General features: G+C 68.3%; 23 protein-coding genes. 10 read left to right on the forward strand and 13 right to left on the reverse strand.

Going from position 1 to position 21,186, the window contains the following annotated elements; all coding sequences use genetic code 11:
• Positions 1 to 1,004 precede the first annotated feature (1,004 nt).
• A complete protein-coding gene (locus tag IG75_RS0129940; RefSeq protein ID WP_081877235.1) occupies positions 1,005 to 1,388 on the reverse strand; it encodes a nuclear transport factor 2 family protein in 384 nt (127 codons plus the stop codon).
• A gap of 232 nt (positions 1,389 to 1,620) precedes the next feature.
• Positions 1,621 to 1,818 (reverse strand): hypothetical protein, encoded by a 198-nt coding sequence (locus tag IG75_RS39375; RefSeq protein WP_156059238.1) that lies wholly within the window; start codon positions 1,816 to 1,818, stop codon positions 1,621 to 1,623.
• Positions 1,819 to 2,053: 235 nt separating this feature from the next.
• On the opposite strand from IG75_RS39375, the gene IG75_RS36720 reads away from it, so the two are divergent.
• The gene (locus IG75_RS36720) at positions 2,054 to 2,797 is read left to right on the forward strand and encodes a hypothetical protein (RefSeq protein ID WP_036515562.1); all 744 of its coding nucleotides are present in this window, start codon (positions 2,054 to 2,056) and stop codon (positions 2,795 to 2,797) included.
• A 159-nt stretch (positions 2,798 to 2,956) separates the two neighbouring features.
• On the opposite strand, the gene IG75_RS0129955 is transcribed toward IG75_RS36720, so the two are convergent.
• Positions 2,957 to 4,060 carry a class II histone deacetylase gene (locus IG75_RS0129955; protein ID WP_030524702.1) on the reverse strand — a complete coding sequence of 368 codons (1,104 nt, stop codon included), beginning with the start codon at positions 4,058 to 4,060 and terminating at the stop codon, positions 2,957 to 2,959.
• A gap of 405 nt (positions 4,061 to 4,465) precedes the next feature.
• On the opposite strand from IG75_RS0129955, the gene IG75_RS0129960 reads away from it, so the two are divergent.
• Both IG75_RS0129960 and IG75_RS39380 read left to right on the forward strand, forming a co-directional pair.
• A complete protein-coding gene (locus IG75_RS0129960) occupies positions 4,466 to 6,148 on the forward strand; it encodes a bifunctional metallophosphatase/5'-nucleotidase (protein ID WP_030524703.1) in 1,683 nt (560 codons plus the stop codon).
• Positions 6,149 to 6,346: 198 nt separating this feature from the next.
• A complete protein-coding gene (locus IG75_RS39380) occupies positions 6,347 to 6,811 on the forward strand; it encodes a hypothetical protein (RefSeq protein WP_156059240.1) in 465 nt (154 codons plus the stop codon).
• 206 nt (positions 6,812 to 7,017) lie between these two features.
• On the opposite strand, the gene IG75_RS0129970 is transcribed toward IG75_RS39380, so the two are convergent.
• Positions 7,018 to 7,515, reverse strand: coding sequence for a VOC family protein (locus IG75_RS0129970; protein ID WP_030524705.1), 498 nt, complete (start codon positions 7,513 to 7,515; stop codon positions 7,018 to 7,020).
• A gap of 39 nt (positions 7,516 to 7,554) precedes the next feature.
• Positions 7,555 to 8,412 carry an NAD(P)H-binding protein gene (locus IG75_RS0129975; protein WP_030524706.1) on the reverse strand — a complete coding sequence of 286 codons (858 nt, stop codon included), beginning with the start codon at positions 8,410 to 8,412 and terminating at the stop codon, positions 7,555 to 7,557.
• Between the two features lie 113 nt (positions 8,413 to 8,525).
• Here IG75_RS0129975 and IG75_RS0129980 point away from each other — a divergent pair, with 113 nt between their 5' ends.
• Complete coding sequence (locus tag IG75_RS0129980) at positions 8,526 to 8,939, forward strand: winged helix-turn-helix transcriptional regulator (protein ID WP_051715109.1); 414 nt, start codon at positions 8,526 to 8,528, stop codon at positions 8,937 to 8,939.
• Positions 8,940 to 9,015: 76 nt separating this feature from the next.
• On the opposite strand, the gene IG75_RS0129985 is transcribed toward IG75_RS0129980, so the two are convergent.
• From IG75_RS0129985 to IG75_RS0130005, 5 genes are read right to left on the reverse strand one after another with little or no spacing between them, the layout of a single operon-like run.
• Positions 9,016 to 10,029: a zinc-binding dehydrogenase gene (locus IG75_RS0129985; protein WP_030524708.1), complete on the reverse strand. Its 1,014-nt coding sequence runs from the start codon at positions 10,027 to 10,029 to the stop codon at positions 9,016 to 9,018.
• On the reverse strand, positions 10,005 to 11,597 hold the full coding sequence (phnE, locus tag IG75_RS0129990; RefSeq protein WP_030524709.1) for a phosphonate ABC transporter, permease protein PhnE: 1,593 nt from the start codon (positions 11,595 to 11,597) through the stop codon (positions 10,005 to 10,007). Before phnE ends, IG75_RS0129985 begins: the two co-directional genes overlap by 25 nt.
• A complete protein-coding gene (gene phnC / locus IG75_RS0129995; RefSeq protein ID WP_030524710.1) occupies positions 11,594 to 12,412 on the reverse strand; it encodes a phosphonate ABC transporter ATP-binding protein in 819 nt (272 codons plus the stop codon). The genes phnE and phnC overlap by 4 nt, the downstream gene beginning before the upstream one ends.
• A gap of 7 nt (positions 12,413 to 12,419) precedes the next feature.
• Positions 12,420 to 13,382, reverse strand: a complete 963-nt coding sequence (locus tag IG75_RS0130000; RefSeq protein ID WP_030524711.1) for a phosphate/phosphite/phosphonate ABC transporter substrate-binding protein — start codon at positions 13,380 to 13,382, stop codon at positions 12,420 to 12,422.
• Between the two features lie 31 nt (positions 13,383 to 13,413).
• On the reverse strand, positions 13,414 to 14,112 hold the full coding sequence (locus IG75_RS0130005) for a phosphonatase-like hydrolase (protein WP_373863780.1): 699 nt from the start codon (positions 14,110 to 14,112) through the stop codon (positions 13,414 to 13,416).
• A gap of 88 nt (positions 14,113 to 14,200) precedes the next feature.
• Here IG75_RS0130005 and IG75_RS0130010 point away from each other — a divergent pair, with 88 nt between their 5' ends.
• Positions 14,201 to 14,914, forward strand: a complete 714-nt coding sequence (locus tag IG75_RS0130010) for a GntR family transcriptional regulator (protein WP_030524713.1) — start codon at positions 14,201 to 14,203, stop codon at positions 14,912 to 14,914.
• A 54-nt stretch (positions 14,915 to 14,968) separates the two neighbouring features.
• A complete protein-coding gene (locus IG75_RS0130015; RefSeq protein WP_030524714.1) occupies positions 14,969 to 15,619 on the forward strand; it encodes a hypothetical protein in 651 nt (216 codons plus the stop codon).
• Between the two features lie 16 nt (positions 15,620 to 15,635).
• Here the strand turns inward: IG75_RS0130015 and IG75_RS0130020 are convergent, their stop codons facing one another.
• On the reverse strand, positions 15,636 to 16,265 hold the full coding sequence (locus IG75_RS0130020; RefSeq protein WP_030524715.1) for a TetR/AcrR family transcriptional regulator: 630 nt from the start codon (positions 16,263 to 16,265) through the stop codon (positions 15,636 to 15,638).
• Positions 16,266 to 16,341: 76 nt separating this feature from the next.
• On the opposite strand from IG75_RS0130020, the gene IG75_RS0130025 reads away from it, so the two are divergent.
• Entirely contained in the window at positions 16,342 to 17,241 is a 900-nt protein-coding gene (locus tag IG75_RS0130025; protein ID WP_030524716.1) for an alpha/beta fold hydrolase, read from the forward strand.
• A 147-nt stretch (positions 17,242 to 17,388) separates the two neighbouring features.
• Positions 17,389 to 18,600 (forward strand): adenosine deaminase, encoded by a 1,212-nt coding sequence (gene add, locus IG75_RS0130030; RefSeq protein WP_210436856.1) that lies wholly within the window; start codon positions 17,389 to 17,391, stop codon positions 18,598 to 18,600.
• Positions 18,601 to 18,621: 21 nt separating this feature from the next.
• Here add and IG75_RS0130035 read toward each other — a convergent pair whose 3' ends face one another.
• Entirely contained in the window at positions 18,622 to 18,945 is a 324-nt protein-coding gene (locus tag IG75_RS0130035) for a hypothetical protein (protein WP_156059242.1), read from the reverse strand.
• Positions 18,946 to 19,057: 112 nt separating this feature from the next.
• Positions 19,058 to 19,465, reverse strand: a complete 408-nt coding sequence (locus tag IG75_RS0130040; protein ID WP_156059244.1) for a hypothetical protein — start codon at positions 19,463 to 19,465, stop codon at positions 19,058 to 19,060.
• Positions 19,466 to 19,739: 274 nt separating this feature from the next.
• Between IG75_RS0130040 and IG75_RS0130045 the strand changes: the two genes are divergently transcribed.
• Together IG75_RS0130045 and IG75_RS0130050 are read left to right on the forward strand one after the other, a co-directional pair.
• Positions 19,740 to 20,633 carry an oxidoreductase gene (locus IG75_RS0130045; protein ID WP_210436857.1) on the forward strand — a complete coding sequence of 298 codons (894 nt, stop codon included), beginning with the start codon at positions 19,740 to 19,742 and terminating at the stop codon, positions 20,631 to 20,633.
• A gap of 140 nt (positions 20,634 to 20,773) precedes the next feature.
• A complete protein-coding gene (locus IG75_RS0130050; RefSeq protein ID WP_030524721.1) occupies positions 20,774 to 21,184 on the forward strand; it encodes a PPOX class F420-dependent oxidoreductase in 411 nt (136 codons plus the stop codon).
• Positions 21,185 to 21,186 lie beyond the last annotated feature (2 nt).

The raw sequence follows: 21,186 nt of genomic DNA on the forward strand, positions 1-21,186 counted from the left end.
GACCGGGTGGACCCCCTTTCCGACCGGCGATCTATTTGCCGGGCGCGGGCGTGCCCCCGCTCAGGGTGATCAGCGCGTTGACGATACTCGTGCCGACACCTCCGGCGCTGGCGGTGCCCATGCCCAGTATTTCGAAGAGAGATCCCATGTCGTGCTCCTTGCAGTGCTGAATTAACGGAATTCCGATCGGAATTTCGGTGAAAGTGGGTGTATCGTTCGCCGAATCAGGCGGCGACGCTTCCCTGTAGGGAACCGATGAAAACATCGAGGAGGCCGTCACCCGCGACGGCCGAACCGAGTGCCGGAATCAACGCGGTGAGCAGATCGGTCAACGAACCCATAGTGAACTCCTCGAGAGGGGTGAGACGTCCTCGCGGATCCGGCCTACAGCCGGAGAGGACGGTCACGGCCGCGGTGTCCCGCAGTGACCCAGGCAACATAACAAGCGACCAGTTTTCTCGCAACGAATTCCTCTAAATTTGAGTTACAGGAAACAGGCAATCAACTGGCAACCGACCGCGACGCGCTCCGCTCGCCGCCGGAACCCCGACGGGTGATACACGGCGGGGCTGCCGCCCGGTGATGAAATCGCCGAACGCACGGCGCCGACGCGAGAAACCGGCATCGCCAGGCGCAGGAAGCCGCGGGTGTCTGGGTCGGATACCGCACCGGAACCCGCACTCGAAGGCATCGGCCGCCCCGCCCTCAGGCGACAACCCGACCCGGCTCACCCAGCGGCTGCGCACTCCTCTGCTGCGGCACGCGGCCCGGGCCGGATCACAAGCCCACCCGGCGGTCTCGACGGCGAACGCCGCCCGTGTCGAGCGAACGTGCCGGCACACCGGCAGGCGATGGACTGCCCGGCGCGAGAACGCCCATCCACCACGCGGCAGCCCGCCACGCCGGAGAGGCAAGAGCGGGAGACGAATCGGCGCTGATATGGCGATGGCTCGGACCGGCCGGGTCCGAGCCATCGACGTATCAGCGCACCGTAGGCGGCGGACTCAGGCGAACACCTGGGTGAGGTCGCCGTAGAGCCGCTGCTCGGTGCACTGGGTGTCCGCGTCGAAACTCGCGTACACCGCCCCGGGGATATCGAGTTCCGTACCGTTCTTCAGCCAGTAGTGGATCCGGATCTCGAAGGTGACCTCGGCCGTACCGTCCGCCGCGGTCTGCGGCTCCATCCAATGGAAAATGGTGTGCCGAATCTTGGTGGTCTGGTCGAGCACGTACCGGATGGAGGCGGAGGCCGCTTCCCGGCCGGTCACGGGGTCGGCATTGGCGAAGGTCAGCTTCACGTCGTCGGTCATCAACTGCACGGCATCGGCCAACCGGCCGGAGTCGATGTGCTCGTAGTAGTCCTCCACGGCCTTCCGGACGGACGTCATCAACCCACTCCTTGCTGAGTTCCCTGAAAAGAGAATGGTTTTCGATTACTGCGAGCACACAGTAGTAGAAGTTCACCGCGAGCGCGCTCGGATCGAAGGGATCGGAGAGAAAGCCGGCCGGCGACGACACACGGAGCAGACTTCTCGCGTCGACACCGGGCAGCCCGAGATCGCAACCTCGGAAACCCCGATAGCAGGACGGGCCGGGCTTTCCGGCGCGCGGCCCGTCCACCTACGGCAAGTTCGCTCCGCGGTACGCGGTGAACAAGCCCAGGATGGCGATCAGGATGGTCGCGGCGGCGGCCCAACCCGCGAGGACACCGGCGCCGACAGCAATCGTCACGGCGACGACCAACGCGAGCAAGGGGTGAACAGGGCGTGGCTCTCGCGGCGAAGGACGAGTTGCCTCGACGTCGGGCGATGCGCTCATTCGATACTCCTTTGGGTTGAGAACTGGATTGCGGAGATTCAGCCACCTTCGCCTGTATATGAACAGATAGTTTGTTTCTGATGGTTAAACCATGACGCAACCTTGATACTTAGAGTCTTGCAATCGGTTTCACACCAGGTCAAGCCGCCATGCGCCGAAAGATGTTCTGGTGAAGAGAAGTTGAAAACAGGTGAAAGGGGCTCTCCGGCCCGCCGACAACCACCATGGAGAAGAGATGGCGAAGCGACCGCTCAAACCCCCTGACGTTCCCCCCGGCGCCCGGTACGAGTTCTTCATGTTCATGCAGCGTCTCGTCACCGACAACGGAGATCTGTCGACTCCTGCCCTCGGAAAGCTGATCGGACACTCACATCAGGCGGTGTACAAGACACTGACCGGGACTACCATGCCGAGCCGAGCCATCGCCGAACGGCTCGCGCAGGCACTTGGCGGCGATACGGCCAGGGGTAGGGCGCTGAGCCTATGGGAGAAAGGAGTCCGGGAGCAGCGAGGGTTCGCCGACGCGACCTCGAATCACACGCCGAGGTCTCGGGCCGACGCCGCACAGGAAGGAGGAGACCCGAATATTCGGCCGACCACCGCGCCACGCGGTGGTGCTCTGACAAAGCTGGACAAGGCCCGCGCATACTGGGCCGAAGAAGACCTTGCGTCGTCCTGGGAGAACCGTCCCAGCAAGACCATGCTTTGGGACCCCGACCGCCTGGCCTCTGCAGCATTTGCGGACGAGATCTGGCGGCTGGTCTCTGCGGCCGGCGGTGACCCACGCCTGTTCACTGCGGACAGTGCCCGGTCCGGCTTCCCCGACTGGATAACCGGCGATGCCCTCCCGACTACCCATAATCTGCTCAACTTCGCATACGAGTTGCGCTTGGACGAGCTGCAGCAGGCTCGCCTGTCGGCCCTCCACGCGGCTGCCGTCGAAGAGCAGCGTCCTCCACCGAACGTATACCGAACCTGAATCGGATCGGATCCACCGTGTCGAATCGTGAGACTGGTCTCGACACGGTGGAGCTGGGAAATCGACCGGTCGTCCAGAGGTCGACTCGAGTAACCGATGCGGCCGCAGTACCGCGGGAGGCGTGAGTGGGGCACCCGGCCTCGAGGCCGGGTGCCCCACTCACATCGCGGGAGCGTGCGCCGCCGCCTGGATGGCCTCGGCCTCGTGATCGAGCAATACGTCCCCACCTTGCGTCGAGACGATCGGGCTGTACGGGTCCGGCTCGTAGGGGTCGCCGAGCAGTTCGCGCAGCACCGCCAGCCCGCAGAACGGCACATAGTGCGGGCTGTATCCACCCTCCTGGACGAACGCGATCCGCCCCTCGCAGAGTTCGGCCGCCACATCGAGCACGCGCCGGGTGAGCCGGGCGAATCCGGCACTGGTGACCATCTGGCGGGCCAGCGGATCCATGATGCTCGCGTCGAAACCGGAGGCCACCAGGATCAGCTCGGGCCGGAACTCGCGCAGCGCCGGCAGCACGACCTCGTCCATGGCGTGCACATGGGCGGCGTCACCACTGGCGGGCGGCAGCGGGATATTGATCGAGAAGCCCTCCCCCGCACCGGTGCCCCGCTCCTCCAGGTAGCCGGAGTTCGGCGGGAAGCACAGATGTTGATGCAGCGAAACGGTGAGTACCGACGGGTCGCTGTACCAGATCTCCTGAGTGCCGTTGCCGTGGTGGACATCCCAATCCACCACGGCCACCCGTTCCAGCCCGAGGACGTCCTTGGCGTAGGCGGCGGCTATCGAAATATTGTTGAAAATGCAGAACCCCATCCCACCGGCCCGGTACGCGTGATGTCCCGGCGGGTTGACCAGCGCGTAACCGGTATCGATGGTCCGGGAGACCACCTGATCCACGAGTTGGATCGCACCGCCTGCGGACAGCGCCGCGATCTCGTAACCCCCGCGCCCGAACGGCGAACAACCGTCCCCGGCGTCGCCGCCCTTCGGCAGGAGGCTCTCCTCCTTGATCCGGGCCAGATGCTCGGCGGTATGGACGCGGAGGATATCCGCCTCGGTGGCCGGGACCGCCCGCACCGGTCGCAGCCGGTCGAGCAACCCGGAAACGGCGACCAGTTCGTGGAACCGGCGTTTGGTATCGGGGTGGGCGAGATGGTGACCTATCGGCTGGAGTCCGGTGGTCGCATCGGCGGGGAACAAGCTCCCCGAACCGGTGTCGGCCCATCCGTAGACCGTGTTCCAGACATATCCGATTGTCATGGTCGAACTCCTTGGTGTCCCGCTACCCGCGCGAGCGGGCGCCGGACGGCAAACCGCGCGCAATCGATCGACAGCGCCAGCTCATCGAGCCACAACCGGTCCGGCCGTGCAACCGGAACGCGAATGTTGGGAGGACTCCCCGGGGAGGACAGTTCCGCAATCGGAAGCGCCGATCCAGGACCGGTGGACCAACGCGCGAAGCCGCGCACTTGTAAACCCATGTCCGAATCGAGCGGGGCGGCGGTCGAGTATCTCGGATTTACCGACCGCCGCCCCGGTAGCTACCGACGGTACGGGCCACGGCAACTCATCGGTGTCGCGAAAGATTCTTCGAAAACACAGGTGGGAGCAGAATTCATCGCGTCGTCGCCCGGTGCCCGCGCGGGGGTGCCAGAGTCGGACGGTATGAGCGTTCTGCGTCGGGCCGCGGCCGGTTGCGCCGCCGGGCTGGGTCTCGTCCTGCTTGCCGCGTGCGCCGGGTCGGAGGGGCCCGCCCTCGCGACTCCGGGGGTTGTGCCGCTGGTCTCCACCGATGACCTTCCCGCCGCCGGGCCCGGCGAGGTACATCTGTTCGGGTTCAACGATCTGCACGGTCATCTCGAACCGCCGGAGGCGAGCAACGGTCTGGTCGGCGAGTACACGGCGGGCGGGGCGGCCTATCTGGCGACTCACCTGGACCGGTTGCGTGCGGCCTACCCGGACAGTGCCGTGCTCTCGGCCGGGGACAATATCGGCGCCAGTCCACTGGTGTCATCGTTGTTCCACGACGAGCCGACCGTCACGTTCCTGAACGAGGCGGGAGTGGCGGCATCCGCGGTGGGCAATCACGAACTCGACCACGGGGTAATGGAACTGGCGCGGCTGCGCAAAGGCGGCTGCGCGGTGGACGGATGCTCGCCCGGTGCACCGTTCGCGGGGGCCCGATTCGATTTCCTGGCCGCGAACCTCACGAACTCGCGCGGTGAGCCGCCCCCGGAGGTGCGGCCCTGGACCATGCTGGAGGTCGGCGGGCACAAGATCGGGGTGGTGGGGACCGTCACGCCCGACACGGTGAACCTCGTTTTTCCCGAAGGTATCCGCGGTTACACGTTCGGTGATCAGGCCGAGGCGATCAACAAATATGTACCCGCCATGACACAGGCGGGCGCGGAAACCGTGGTGGCGCTGGTGCACGACGGCGGCGCCCAGGGGACACCGGCGAAAACCACGGATTACAACGGTTGCGCCGATATCGACCCGCAAGTGCCCGATCTCGCCGCCCGCACCGACCCGGCGGTCCAGGTGCTGTTCACCGCGCACAGCCACCAGTCCTATGTGTGCGAATTCGACGGCAAGGTGGTGACCCAGGGCGCCTCCTACGGTCGGCTGATCACCGATGTGACGCTGCGCTTCGCCGACGGGAAGGTCACCGCGGCGGCGGTGAACCGGGTGGTCACCCGGGATGTCGAACCCGATCCGTCGGTCACCGGCCTGATCGACTTCTTCTCCGGACAGGCGGCACCGCGCGCCGGGCGGGTGGTCGGTACCGCCACCACGCCGCTGCCGCGCACCGGCGCCACGGGTGAATCACCGCTGGGAGCGGTGATCGCCGACGCAATGCTCGAAGTCACCGGTGAGTCGGCGCAGGCGGTGGCGGCCTTCATGAACCCCGGCGGGGTCCGTGCCGATATCGATCCCGGCCCGATCACCTACGGCGCCATCTACGAAACCCAGCCGTTCGGAAACCAGGTCGTCACGCTGACACTCAGCGGCCGTCAGCTCCTCGAACTACTGGAACAGCAGTGGGACAACGAGAGCAAACCGGCGGTCCTCTCGGTCGCCGGTATCTCCTATGCGTACGACGAGTCCGCGGCCCCGGGTGCGAAGGTGGCCGGCGCTTCGGTGCGGATCGGCGGGCAACCGCTGAACGAGCTCGCCACCTACCGGGTGAGCACCAATAATTTCCTCGCCTCCGGCGGGGACGGTTTCACGGTCTTCACTCGCGGCACCGATACGACCGTCGGTCCTACCGATCTCGACGCGCTGGAAACCTATCTTCGTGAGGAAGGTCCGGTAGCCGCGCCCGGGCAACGCGTGCAGCGTCGCTGAAGCAGCATCGAAGACGTAGAAAACCCGGAAAGCTATTCCTGACCCGGCGAAATCGATGGACCGGCGGCGCGATTCCGGACGTACTCGCCGACCCGACCGGCCTGCCCCGGACCGCGCCCGGCTCCCCGTATGGTCCGGAGTGCTCGATCCGCACGCGTACCACTTCCCACCCGATCACCGAGAGAGAAGGGGTTACACATGTCGATCCGCACCACCACCGCTGCCGCGCTCGCCGCACTGGCCGTCCCCGCCGCGGTCGCCCTCGCCGCCGCCCCGGCGGCCACCGCGCAACCCACCGAGGGAACCGTCGACCAGCAGGACAGCCGGCCCGGCCTCCTGGGCATTCCGGGCCTTCCCGGTATCGAAGACCTGTTTCCGGGTCTCGGCCTGCCCGTCCAGGACGACCCTGAAGACGAGCCGGCGCCCGGTGACACCGACCAGCAGAACCCTGGTGACACCGATCAACAAGCTCCCGGTGACACCGACCAGCAGGCACCGGGCGACACGGACCAGCAGGCACCGGGCGACACCGACCAGCAGGCACCGGGCGACACCGACCAGCAGGCACCGGACGGCACCGACCAGCAGGGACCGGCCATCGATCAGCAAGCTCCCGTCATCGACCAGCAGAGCAGTCTTCAGGACTACGGCCCCGCGGAGTAGCGGAGGAAGCTGCCGCCGGGTGTGACCGAGCCGGCGCGACCACTGCCACCGGGTGGTTATGGGGCCTCGCCCGGCGGCAGTGCCGCCCCGGCCCGCCGGCGATCAGGCCCCGGGGGCGTCTCGGATCCAGGGCCGTACCCACCGCGGCGCAGCAGGTCGGTAGCCTCCCACCGCGGCGAAAGCGGTCGGCGGCGCCCCGCGGCGGATCAGGTCGGTGAACCCGCCGCCGCGCCGGTTGCCAGGTCCGCGCCCCAGCGTTCGACGGCCGCGTCGAGATCCAGCGGGTGGGGCCGCAGGTCCTCGGTATCGGGCCAGTCGGCGCGGGGCACCCGCCACATCACCTCGAACTCGTTTCCGTCCGGGTCTTTCGCGTAGAAGGATTTGGACATCAGATGGTCGGAGGCACCGACCAGCGCGTCCCGGGCCCGCAGCCGGCGCCCGACTTCGGCGAGTTCACCGAGCGTGCCGACCTCCCAGGCCAGGTGGTAGAGGCCCACACTGCCGGGATGGGGCGCCGGGGCGCGGTCACCCAGCGCGAACAGTCCCAGATCGTGGTCGTTCTCGGTGTCCGGGGCCCGGAGAAAGGCGGCCCGGCCCGGGACCCGGTGGGCGACGACGAACTGCAGGGTGGCGGTGTAGAAGTCGACTGCGCGGTCCAGGTCGCGGATATAGAGGACGGCGTGGTTCAGCCTGCGTACGGCCATATCGGTTCCTTCGGTGTGGACCGCTGGTGGGCGGAGTTGTCAGAGCGCGGCGGCGACGGCGCTGTGCAGGGAGGTGGCGGGCCGGCCGAGCAACTCGGTCAGATCGGGTGCGATGGTAGCGAGCGCGCCTTCGGCGATCCGCGTATCGGCGTCGACGAGGAGTTCGACCAGGAACCCGGGCAGGCCCGCACCGGCGAGTATTTCGGCGTACTGCGCGGCGGGGAGATCGGTGTAGGTGACGTTCTTCCCGGATACCGCGGATGCTTCGGCGGCGAGGTCGTCCAGCGTCCAGGCCGTGTCACCGGTCAGCTCGTAGATCTTGCCCGCCTGGTCGTCGGGGGAGGTCAGGACGACGGCGGCGGCCTCGGCCAGGTCGGCGCGGGTGGCCGAGGCGATCGCGCCCCGGCCCGCGGCGCCTCCGAGGGTGCCGCGCCGGACCGAGTCGGCGAGGCCGGCGGTGTAGTTCTCGGTGTACCAGCCGTTGCGCAACAGCACGGTGGGCAGTCCCGAAGCGCTGAGCCGGGCCTCGGTGTCGCGGTGCACCCGGGCCAGGGACAGTGGGTTGGTATCGGCGGCGACGATCGAGGTGTAGGCCACGAGCCCGACACCGGCCCGGGCCGCGGCGTCGACCACGGCGGCGTGCTGGACGAGCCGGAGGTCGTCGGGACCGTTGGCGGATACGAACAGCAGCTTGTCGGCATCGGTGAACGCGGGGACGAGTGTTTCGGGCCGGTCGTAGTCGGCGATGCGCACTGTGACACCCCGGGCGGCCAGGTCGGCGGCCCTGGTCGTATCGCGGACAGCCACCGCCAGTTGCGCGGCCGGTACGCCCCGCCGCAGCAGGGCGTCCACCGCGAGGCGGCCGAACTGTCCGGTGGCACCGGTGACGACGAACATGAGGAGCTCCTTCTCGGTCGGGCTTCGAGTGCGCGGATCCGACCACCAAAGTACACGGTGAAATAGTTAGCGCAAACTATTGGTAAGTGCTCTCCGGTGGTTACCATGACGGTATGGACGTAGCGGAACCCTCTCCGGACAGCACGACCGCGGCGTTGCCCTTCGATGTCTTCGCCCGGGCCTGCCCCTCGCGCCCGGTGCTCGAACACCTCACCGGACGCTGGGGAACCCTGGTGCTCGCCGGGCTGGCGGACGGTCCGCTCCGGTTCGGTGACCTGCGCCGACGCATCGACGGGGTGAGCGAGAAGATGCTCGCCCAGACTCTTCAGCAGCTGGAACGCGACGGTTTCGTACACCGCGAGGTCCGCCGCGCCATCCCGCCCCACGTGGAGTACAGCCTCACCGATCTGGGCGCCGATACCGCGCCGCGGCTCCTCGAACTCATCGGTTTCCTCGAGACGCGGATGCCCGAAGTCCTCGACGCCCAGCGCCGCCACGCCGAGTCACGAAGCGACGTCGCCACCTGACCTGCCGCGGCAACTGTGCGCGGCGACCGCTCCCGGCCCGAAACCGGCGCACCACTTTCGGCCGCGACGCGAGATATCAGGGTGCGACCGAAGCGCGCAGGATATTGCGCGGGGTGGGTCCGAGGACGGTGGTGATCGCGGCCAGCCCGACCGGTTCGGCGACCAGGTCGCGCCACGGCAGGGTGTGGTGGGTGCGGGTGAGGAATTGCACCGCGTGGGCCAGGTGGCGTGGTTCGTAGTTGTGCACACCCGTGACCGTCAGCCAGCCGCGCACCACGGCTTCGGGATCCACGGCCACGGTGGGGCCGGGAGTAACCGAACCGGCGAGCACCAGCGTCCCGCCGAGGTCGAGCCGGCCGAGGGCCGCGGCCACGGCGGCCGTCGAGCCGGAGAAGTCGAACGCGATATCGACGGGGCCGCCGTTATCGGCTGCGGCACCGAAGCGCCGGGCCAGATCGCGCCGCTCCCGGTGGGGGTCGGTGATCCGGACCTGCGCGCCCCGATCGGCACAGGCGGCGACGGCGGTGATGCCGAGCATTCCGGCGCCACAGACCAGCACCCGCCGCCCGGACAGTTCACCGGCGGCTTCCAGGGCCGCCATGACGGTGGCGGTCGCGCAACCGGCGGGCGCGGCGACGGCGTCGGGGACCTCGTCGGGTACCGCCACCGTGCCGACTCCCGCGGGCAGCAGGATGTGTTCGGCGTACCCGCCGGACAGCGGCCAGTCGCCGGTGAACGCCTCGTGCCCGACCTTGCGCACCCGCGCACATTTGGCGGTGAAACCGCGCCGGCAGCGGGCGCAGCGCCCACAGGCGGCGGTCACCGACCAGACCACGCGTTCGCCGATCTCCCGGCCGGCGTCCGGCCCGGCCGCCACCACCCGCCCGACCGCTTCGTGTCCGAGGATGGACGGCGACGGGGCGGCGCGCCGGCCGGAGACCGTATGCAGATCGCTGCCGCAGACCGTGGCCAGATCCACGCGTACCAGCAGTTCCCCACGGACGGGTTCGGGCAACTCCACATCGCGCAGTCGCACACCCGCTTCCGACCAGATCGCCGCGCGGGTCAGACGACGAGTGACCGTATCCATCCGGACAGCCTTTCGATGGTGTAGACGATGACGAAGACGACGATCACGATCGCGCCCGCGATATCGAAGTTCAGGGTGCGGATGGATTCGAAGAGCAGATAACCGATTCCGCCCGCGCCGACGATGCCGAGCACGGTGGAGGTGCGGATGTTCACATCGAGCAGATAGAGCCCCGCGCCGATCAGCGCGGGCACCGCCTGCGGGATCACCGCGGCGAACAGTGTCTTCCACCAACCCCCACCGACCGCGCGCACCGCTTCCAGCGGCCCCGGGTCGATCTCCTCGACCGCGTCGGCGACGAGTTTGCCCAGGAACCCGATGGATCCGATGGCCAGCGCGCAGGTCCCGGCGATGGGTCCCAGGCCGAGCGCGGCGACGAACACCACGGCGACGATCAGTTCCGGTACCGCCCGCACCACCAGGATCCAGGCGCGGGCGAACCAGTAGATCACCGGATGCGGAGTCACGTTGACCGCCGCCACCACGCCGAGCGGGACGGAGAGCACCACCCCGATCGCGGTCGCCACCACGCCGATCGCGACGGTTTGCAGTGCGGCGTCGAACAGTTCGGTACCGAGGGCACCGAAATCCGGCGGGATCATCCGGCCGAACACTCCCAGCGACTGCCACGGCCAGGTGAACAGCGCCCATGGATCGATCTCCAGGACCACCAGCGAGGCCAGGCAGGTTCCGGTGGCCAGCGCACCGAAGGCGAAACGGGTCCGGCGGTCCCGGCGCGGCCCGGAGCGCGAAGGGATGAGCAGCGTGCGGCGAATGACGATGGTGAGCACTTCCATGGCGGCGATGATCACCAGGATCACCCCGACGATCCCCAGCGCACGCGGGTAGATCAATCCGCGCAGGGCGTCCTGCAGGGCGAACCCGATCCCACCGGCACCGACGAAACCGAGCACTACCGACATCCGCAGGTTGATATCGATGCGGTACACGAACGCGCCGATCCAGGCGGGCATCACCTGTGGCACCACGGCGTTGAGCATTTCGCGGAAGTAGCCCGCGCCCGTCGCCCGGACCGCTTCACGTGGACCGGGATCGGTGTGCTCGATGGCGTCGGCGAAGAGTTTGCCCAGCATCCCGATCGAGTGCAGGGCCAGCGCGAGCACCCCGGGCAGGACACCGATCCCCAGTGCCCGCACGAACAACGCGGCGAACAGCAGGTCGGGCATGGCCCGGCAGAAGGTGATCACCGCGCGGGCCGCGCCGTGGACGGCCGGGTGCGGTGTGGTGTTGCGGGCGGCCAGGAAGGCCAGCGGCACCGAGACCGCCGCGGCCAGGACCGTGCCGAGGACCGCCATCAGCAGCGTCTCGACGGCCAGGACCGATATCCGGCCGGGGTCGTCGAGCCGTGGCGGCAGCATCCGGTCCAGCAGCGCGGCGATCTCGTCCAGGCCGTCGAGCAGGGTGGCGGGGGCGAAATCGATGTACCAGGCCCCGGCCAGGGTGACCAGGACCGCCGCCGCGGCCGGCGTCCGCAACATCACGCGGCGGATCGCTTCCGGGGCAGGAGGTTTCGCTCCGGCGCGCTCGGTACGCAGCAGCGTGCTCATCGTGACCCGGTCGCGTGGGAACCCGCGGTGGCCGGCTCCACCCGCCGGTAGATCTCCATGACCTCGTCGCGGGAGAGCCCGACGGCCGGGCGGTCGAGCACCTTGGTCCCGCCGCGCAAACCGACCAGCCGATGCGCCCAGCCCATCGCCAGATCGACCTGGTGCAGGGTGCACAGCACGGTCAGTTTCTCCTCGATGCAGACCCGGAACAGCAGGTCCATCACCACCGCGGCGTTCTCCGGGTCCAGCGAGGCGACCGGTTCGTCGGCGAGCAGCACGGTGGGCCGCTGCATCAGCGTCCGCGCGATCGCGACCCGCTGCTGCTGGCCGCCGGACAGGGTGTCGGCCCGGCGTTCGGCCAGGTCGGCCAGCCCGACCCGGTCCAGATGCGCGAGCGCTTCGGCGCGCATCCGCTTGGGATAGGTGAGCGCGCCGTAGCGCGGTAGGCGGACCCGGCCGAGCCCGCCGATGAGCACGTTCTCCAGGCAGCTGAGCCGGCCGACCAGGTTGAACTGCTGGAAGACGAATCCGACGTCGCGGCGCAGGTCCCGCAACCGGGCCCCGGACGCGAGGTCGACGCGGGTGCCGCCGACCTCGATGTGCCCCGAGGTGACCGGATGCAGTCCGTTGAGGCAGCGCAGCAGGGTCGATTTTCCTGAGCCGGAAAGCCCGAGCAGAACCACCATTTCACTGCGGTGCACCTCGAACGAGACATCGTCGAGCGCCACGGTGTCACCGAATTTCTTGGTGACCGACTGCGCCGAGATGACGGTGTCGTCTCCGGCCACAGTCGGCCGGTGGGGCGCGGGAGGCATCGCGGGGTCAGCCCTTGCACTTCTCGGAGCCGGTGACCTCACAGACATGACGTACGCCGTCGTAGTCCGCGTCGGTGGCCGGTGCGACACCCCAGATACGTTCATCGGTGATGCGGCACTCGCCGGTGCAGAAGCCCTGTTCCGTCATGTATTCGGCATTGGCCTTCTCGATGAAGATCGTCTTCAGCTTGTCCACGATCTCGGCGCCCAGCTCGTTGTTCGCGGCGAAGAGCGATCCGGCGATGGTCTCCGACTTCCACACCGTCTTCAACTGACCGGGTTTCAGGTCGCCCTTCTCCACGAGGGTCTTGTCGACCATCGTGTCGAAGGCGAACCCGGCGTCGCAGTCACCGGCGGCGATCGCCAGCGCCGACGCGTCGTGCCCGCCCGCGTAGATCGGCTGCACGCCGGTGGACAGGTCGGCCTCCGAACCCGAGGCGATCACCTTCGATTCGATCAGCCCGGCGGTGGGATACAGGAATCCGGACGTCGAACCGGGGTCGACGAAGCACACCTTCCGGCCCCGGAAATCCGCCAGCGTGGACACGGCCGCGTTATCGGCCTTCGCGAGCCCGTAGGACTGGTAGCCCGGCTTGCCCCCCTTCTCCTGCACACCGGCCCCCAGCGGGGTGAGTTGGGCGCCGTTCACTCCGGCGACCACGTAGGCGAAGGGGCCGAAGAACGCCAGGTCGACATTGCCGGCGATCATGCCCTCGACCACGCCCGCGTAGTCGGAGGCCTGTACGAAGTCGACCTCGGAACCGGTTTCCTTTTCCAGCAACGCGATCAACGGGTCGTAGCTGGCTTTCAGGTCGGTGGAGTTCTCCGCGGGGATCGCGGCGAGAGTCAGCTTCTCGGGAAAGCCCTGTTCGTTGACGGCGCCGGAATCGCCGGAGCCGGAACAGGCGGAGAGGGCGAGGGCCAGGCCGGCGAGCGCGGCGACCACGGCGTGACGACGACGGAAGAACATGGAACGTCCTCGGGGAGAGAGTGGTACGGAATCAGGCGGGCAGGAGCAGAGCGGGCAGATCGGCGACAGAGTCGAGTACGTGGGTGGCGCCGGCTTCGCGCAGGGTGTGCGCGTCGTGTGCGCCGGTGAGGGTGCCGGCCACGATCGAGGCGCCGGCCCGGAGACCGGTCGCGATATCGCTGGCGGTGTCGCCGACCACCGCGACGTGGCGGACATCGTCGGCTTCGGCGCGCAGCAACGCGGTGAGCACCAGGTCGGGGTAGGGGCGGCCGCGTCCGGCGTCGGCGGGGGCGAGGGCAAGGTCGGCGAGCTCGGTCCAGCCGAGGGCGGCGAGGATGCGCTGCTGGATGGCCGGACTGAACCCGGTGGTCAGGGCGACTTTGATACCGGCTTCCCGGAGTCGGGTGATGGCCTTCTCGGCACCGGGGATCGGCGCGATACCGCCGTCGTCGACATGGCGTGCGTAGGCGGCCTCGAAGGCGGTATTGGCCTGGGCGGCGCGGTCTTCGGAACCGAACAGGGTGCGGAAGACCGCGATCTTGGACTGGCCCATGGTGTCGAGGACGTACCGGCGCGCGGCGTCGCGTTCGGGGCCGCTGCCGGGTACTCCGACCGCCGTGGCGGCATCGTCGAAGGCACGGATCACCGCACCGTCGTCGGCCACCGTGGTGCCGGCCATATCCATTACAACCAGGGTGATATCGCTGATGTCTTGCACAGGATCGAGCATGCCCCCTGGTATAGACCAGGAGAAAGGGCAAGCGGGCGAACCCTTGGTTAACAGCTGGTATAGACCAGCAGGGCGGTAGGGTTGGGCTGTGTCGTCGACGGTCGAACCCCGGGTTCTCAAACATCAGATCGTGCGCGCGAGTATCGAGGAGCTCCTCGACGGGCTGGCCGTGGGCGCCACCGTGCCCTCCGAACGCGATCTCGCGGTGCGCTTCGACGTGGCCCGGGAAACCGTGCGGCAGGCGCTGCGCGAACTACTCGTCGCCGGCCGGATCGAACGGCAGGGCAAAACCACCCTGGTCGCGGGCCCGAAACTGGTCCTGCCGCTGGCGCTCGGCTCCTACACCGAGGCCGCGCGGTCCGAAGGCCGCAGCGCCACCCGCATACTCGTCGGCTGGACCCGGCAGACCGCCGAACCCGAACTGGCGGCAATGCTCGCCATCGAACCCGGCGATCCGGTGATCCAGCTCGAACGCGTACTCACCACCGACGGCGTCCGGCTCGGCCTGGAAACCACCCGCCTGCCCGCCTACCGCTATCCCGGGCTACCCGAAACCTTCGACTACACGCAGTCGCTGTACGCCGAGATCGCGAGCCGCGGAATCGTATTCGCCGAGGCGGTCGACAGTATCGAGACCACCCTGCCGGACGCGCGCGAGGCGGCCCTGCTCACCGTGGACACCCGTACCCCGATGTTCCTGCTCAAACGCGTCTCCTACGACCCCGGCCGGGTTCCCATCGAACACCGCCGTTCCCTCTACCGCGGCGACCGCATGACCTTCACCGCCATCCAGACCCCCTGAAAAGGTTCCGCGCGCCATCGATGCACACCGATGAAGCGTTGATAGCTTTCGCGCATGAACACGAGAAGAGTACGCGGCGGCCCGCTGTCACTCGTCGCCCTGATCGCCGGGCTGCTCGTCGTAACCCACTCCGCGGCCACGCCCGATATCGAGTTGACCGGCGGTGAGCCACGGAAACGTAGCCCGGTACCGGTGATCGCCAACGGTTTTCCCGGCGGCAGGTTCGCCCTCCGCAACGAAGAAGCCCGCCTGTGCCTGACCAGCGAGCCCGGCCGGTACTACGAATACGACGGCACCTGGCAGCAGCGGGAGTACACCCGGCGCAGCGACCGGGCGAGCGTCACCACCGCCCCCGGCCTCGAGATGCGCGGCTGCGACGGGTCGGTGCGGCAGGGCTGGATCTTCGATTCCAGTGGCGCGAACACCTATTCCGGCGCGCACAATCAGCTCGTCAACGTCGTCGCCGAGGATTCGCGCGGATATTTCGCCCTCGCCTACGGCAGCACCCCCTTCCGCGGCGGAACCGACGCGCGGCTGGTCGACAGCACGTCGACTCTCGCGGTGAAATGGCAGATCGAGGACGGTTATCTCTTCGAGCAGGGGTATCCGAAATCCGTGCTCACCTACCTGCCCGACACCGGGGCACTGAAGATGACTCCACGCGGCGGCCCATACCAGCGCTGGCGGCTACAGGCGACACCGTAACCCGGACCACCGGCCATCAGGCCCGCAGACCGGCCAGCACGATCGCCAGCCCGCTGCCGAAATCGGTTTCCGGATCGCCGTCGGCGGCGGCTTCCGCGATTTCGATCAGCTTCGGGAACCGATCGGCCGGCAGCGCCGCGACCCGCCCGGCCACCGCCGCCCGATCCTCGCCCGCACGGGCCGCGAGCGGGCTCGCGAGTTCGGCCTGCGCGAATCCGGTGACGTAGCCGGAGACCACCCGGAAGGCGACCAGCAGTTCGGCTCCCGATCTGCCGGAGCGGGCCAGCGCCCGGAGCAGGGCCTCGGCGGGCGCGAGCGTGGGGACATCGGAGCTGCGCCGGGTCAGGATCAGCGGGATGGCGTGCGGATGCGCGCGGACGGCCCGCCACATCCCCTCCGCGACCGAGACCACCTGGGCCGACCAGTCACCGGGCGTCTCGGTCCAGCGCGTTTCGCCCATGACGGCCTCGGTCACCAGTTCCTCGAGCCCTTCGCGGCCGTCGACATAGTTGTAGATCGTCATCGCGCCGGTACCGAGTTCGGCGGCGAGATTGCGCATGGTCAGGCCGGGGAGCCCCTGCTCGTCGACCAGCGCCAGCGCGGCCGACCGCAGTTGTTCCCGAGTGAATTTCCGGGGCGCGGGCATAACCCTCCCTTGTTCAAGTACGTAGTACGTGATTAACTCGCCTGGTTCACGTACAACGTACCTAAATCGAGGGCTCATGACGATACGCACTACCTTCCCGTCCGGGCGCGACCGCTGCGCGGCCTGGCTGACACTGCCCGACGGCCCCGGCCCGCACCCCGCCGTCGTCCTCGTCCACGGCGGCGGCGCCACCCACGAGATGATGCTCGGGCAATACGAACGATGGTTCGCGCAGGCGGGGCTGGCCGTGGTGGCGTTCGACTTCCGTCACCTGGGCGAATCCGGTGGCGAGCCGCGGCAACTGGTCTCCCAGCGCCGCTACGCCGAAGATGTCGACGCGGCATTGGCCTTCGCCCGCTCCCGTCCCGAACTGGACGCCGACCGCATCGCGCTGTGGGGCACCTCCTTCGGCGCCAGCCATGTCCTGGCCGCCGCCGCCCGCCATCGCGACCTGCGCGCGGCAGTCGTGCAATGCCCGGTTTTCAGCGGGCGTGCCGTCGTCGCCCGCGCCGGTGTGGGCCACCTGCTGCGGTTCACGCTCCCGATCGTCTCGGACCTGATCCGCGCCGCGCTCGGTCTGCCCCGGTGCTACGTTCCCCTGGTGGGCGAACCCGGGGAGCGTGCCTTCGTCACGCAGCCGGGGGCGCTCGCGGGGTGGCAGTCCGTGACGCCGCCGGGATACGACTTCGACAATCGGATCACGGCAGCCTCCGGCCTCGGCATGCTGTTCTACAACGCGGCGTCGGCCGCGCCACGGGTGCGGTGCCCGCTGATGGTCTGCGCGTGCGAACGCGAGAATCTCATCGACCCGGCGATCGCGGCCCGGGTGGCCGCCCGCGCACCGCAGGCCGTACTGAAGACCTACGACGCCGACCATTTCACCGTCTACCACCCGCCGGTGGTGGAGCAGATCGCCGCAGACCAGATCGCCTTCCTCACCGCACATCTGATACGACCACGCACCGTGGACAACTGACGGGCCCGAGACCGGCGGTTCGGTTAGAGTGCCGAACCGAGGCCGGCAGGCCGTGGCGGAAGTGCAGAGGGTGGCGTTGTGCTGATCCGGTCGGAAGAGATCGCGCAAACCCTTCTCCGAGCCGCCCGGAATCTGAGCAATTGCTTCATGAGAATGGAAGGCCCTGACACCGCCCACGGCATCAGGCCCTTCGCCCGGCGATTCGAGAACGCGGCCGCGAAACTCTCCGACTCCGACAGAGGTTTTCGTCATGCCCCCGGCACCGGCGAGTCCACACGCCCGCCGTCGGCGCGTTCGAGCCGTCGGACCGGAGAGGACTCCGGCGGCGGTTCCGACGGCGGCGCACCGCTGCCGCGTAGCGGATCCGCCGACCCGTATCCCAAGATCGAGCTGCATGTCCATCTCGAGGGCACGATCCGGCCGGAAAAATTGCTGGATATGGCGCGGCGCAATGGTGTGACATTGCCCGCGGACAATGTCGAGGCGCTGTCCGCGCTGTATCGGTACCGCGACTTCGACCACTTCCTGGAGATGTGGCGCGCCACCACCGGCACGATGCGCACCGGAGACGATTTCCGGCGGGCCGTCCTCGATTACGCTCTGGAGGCGAAAGCGCACGGCGTGCAGTACATCGAAACCACCTTCTCACCCATCAATCGCAATAAATGGGACGGCATCCCGTATCCGGCGATGTTCGACGGGGTCACGGACGGCATCACCGCGGCGGCCGGACACTACGGTGTCACCGTGCGCGCCATGCCCAGCCTGATCTGGGGGGTCGACCGCGAACTGGCCGAAGAATGCGCGCAATGGGCCGTGCGCTACCGCGACCGGGGCATTGTCGGCTTGGACGCCGGCGGCAATGAATTGGCGCGCGGCGACGTCTCGGAGTTCGACCGGGCGGTGGCCATCGCCCGCGACGGCGGGCTGGGAATCGTGCCGCACGCGGGGGAAGCCGGGGGCGTACGCGCGATCCGGGATGTCCTGCGCTGGAACCCGGACGGGCTACAGCACGGGATCGCCGCGGCCGGCGACCCCGACCTCATGGCCGAACTCGTGGATCGAGGAACGGTACTCCGGGTGACCCCGACCTCCAACGTCGCCACCCGTGTCGTGGCGGATATCGCGGAACATCCACTCCCCCGGCTGCGCGAGGCCGGTGTCCGCTGCAGTATCGGTACCGACGACCCGGCTCTGTTCGGCACCACCCTCGGCCAGGAATACGAACTGGCCGAACGACTCGGTATCAGCCCTGCCTCCGCCTACCGGGCCGGCGTCGACGGGTCCCTGTGCGACGACGCCGTACGGCAGCGACTGCGCGAGGTCGGCGACACCGCGTTCGGCGCCCCGACCGGCTGACCGCACGAATACCGCCGCCGGTCAGAGACTTCCGGACATCCGCCCGTACACGATCAGCAGCAGCACGGCGAGAGCGGAAATCGCCGACAGGACCAGCCACTGCCGGGGCCGGTCCCTGCGCATGACCACGAACGACGCCGTCACGCCGAGGAGCCCGGCGGCGCAGTACCCGAGTTTCCAGCCGAGTCCGTCCGAACTCAGGCCCATCACGGCGATGATCGAGGACAGTACGAGAGCGGCGACCATCAGTTCATTGCGCAGAAATCCCTCGTCGAGCTGTGCGACGGCCCGCTCGATCGCGGCGCCCACACCGCCCGAACGACGTGCGCGACGTGTATCCCCCATGCGAAACCCCTTCCGCCGGCTGCCGCGCTTCACGCGACAGGTCTGTGTTCACCTCTCCTGCCGGATTTCGAGAAGATCCCGTGCCCGCCGGACACGGCGCCCACACCGCCGGTCACAACACCGGGCAGGCCGAGCCGAGGTTCAGGCCGGAGCCGACCTCCACTTCGAGCGACTGTTCGCTACCGATGTTCACGGCGTGCAGGTTGTGTGTGCCGGGGACCTCCGGGGTCCATTCCGCGGTGACCGTGCCGGACTCACCGACGAGAATCGCGCCGGGCGGATCGAACGAACCCTTCTGGCTGTCGTAGAAACTGACGTATTCGCCCGGCTCCGCGGTAGCGGTCGCGGTGTAGGTGCAATGGGTTCCGTAGGGCGCCGTGGCGCTCCCTCCGCCGGTCCCCGGCGCCGGCTCGAAATCGGTTACCGCCGCGGGCGCGGCGGGAGCGGTGACCACGAGCGCCGGCGACAGTGCGCCCAGCAGCGCGGCCACCGTCGGAAAAGTCCTGCGTGAACGGAGCATCAACGACCCTTTCTGCGACAACGGATGGAACGGAACTACCGGTACCACCTGGTCGAGAACGCTCGACCGGAGTCGAGCGGAAAGCCGGAGCCGGGTCTCGGCCACGGGCGACCGGCCCCGGGAACACGGACCTCACGCTACTCGGCGAGCTGCGCGCTGTTCGGCGCTTCCGCTGATTTCCTCGCCGGCGGGTGGTTTCGCGTTCTCGGCGTAATCGCAGTACCCGCCTCATTTCCGGCTAGTGCGCGCCCGATGACGTTTCCGGCGTTACCGTCTGGACATGAGTTCTTCGCACTGGACCGCGGCCGACCTGCCCGCCTTCGACGGCCGCACCGTGGTCGTCACCGGCGCCAACAGCGGCGTCGGATTCGGCACCGCCACCCTGCTGTCCCGGGCCGGCGCGCATGTGGTGCTCGCCGTCCGCGATATCGGCCGCGGCAACGACGCCGCGCGCCGGATCGGCGGCAGCAACGAGGTGCGGCGGCTCGATCTCGCCGATCAGGAATCGATTCGCGAGTTCGCCGACGAATGGGCGGGTGAGATCGCGATCCTGGTGAACAATGCCGGGGTCGCGATGGTGCCCGAGGGCCGGACCGCGGACGGATTCGAAATGCAGTTCGGCACCAACCATCTCGGTCATTTCGCGCTCACCAATCGGCTCCTGCCCCACATCACCGACCGCGTCGTCAACCTGGCCTCGGGTGCGCACAAGGTGGGGTCCATCGATTTCGACGATCTCGACTACGCCAAGAGCGGCTATGGTCCCGTGAAGGCCTACGGCCGTTCCAAGCTCGCGAACCTGCTGTTCACCCTCGAACTCGAACGCCGGCTCCGGCAGGCCGGGTCCGCGGTGCGCGCCATGGCGTCGCATCCCGGGTATGCGGCCACCGAACTCGGTACCGCGAACCGCAACAAATTCCTGGTCGCCGTCGTGCACCTGGCCGGTCGCTATCTCGCGCAAACCCCGGAGAAGGCAGCCCTGCCCACGCTCTTCGCCGCGACGCAGGACCTACCGGGCGCGAGTTACGTCGGGCCCGACGGTCGCGGGGAGATGCACGGGTACCCGACGCTCGTCGGCCGGTCGGCGCAGGCCAGCGATGTGCACGCAGCGCGGCGGCTCTGGGAGGTCTCCGAGGAACTCACCGGCGTCCGGTTCGGTCTGTCCTGATCCGCACGGAACTTTTCCACGGCGCCCGGGGCGTTGCGGCCGGGCCGTGGCGGCCACCCGGGAAATAATCATGGCCTCGACGATCGCCGTGCGGGATCGATCAGCACGGGATCTCCGGACTCGTCACGAGGAGGTTCCCGATGTCGTTCACCGAGGAAGAGGCCGCCTATCTGCGCTCCCAGCCGCTCGCGCGGGTGGCCACCGTGGGCCCGGACGGGCAGCCCGACGTGGCGCCGGTGGGCTACGAGTTCGACGGCACCCATATCTATATCGGCGGTCACGATCCGGCGCGGACCAGGAAGTACCGCAATGTCGAACGCGGCCACACGAAAGTCGCCGTGGTGATCGACGACCTCGTGTCCACGGATCCCTGGACCCCGCGATACCTCCGTGTCTACGGGACCGCCGAACTCGTGGAGCGTGCCGGCCGGTTCGGGACCGCCCCGTATATGCGGATCACACCCACCGTGTCCTGGAGTTTCAATCTGGCCGGACGCGCATTCTCACCCGGCGATGTGCAGGTGCGGCGCACCGTCCACACTTCGGCCTGATC

Source organism: Nocardia rhamnosiphila NBRC 108938 (assembly GCF_000720425.1).
GTDB classification, from domain to species: domain Bacteria; phylum Actinomycetota; class Actinomycetes; order Mycobacteriales; family Mycobacteriaceae; genus Nocardia; species Nocardia rhamnosiphila.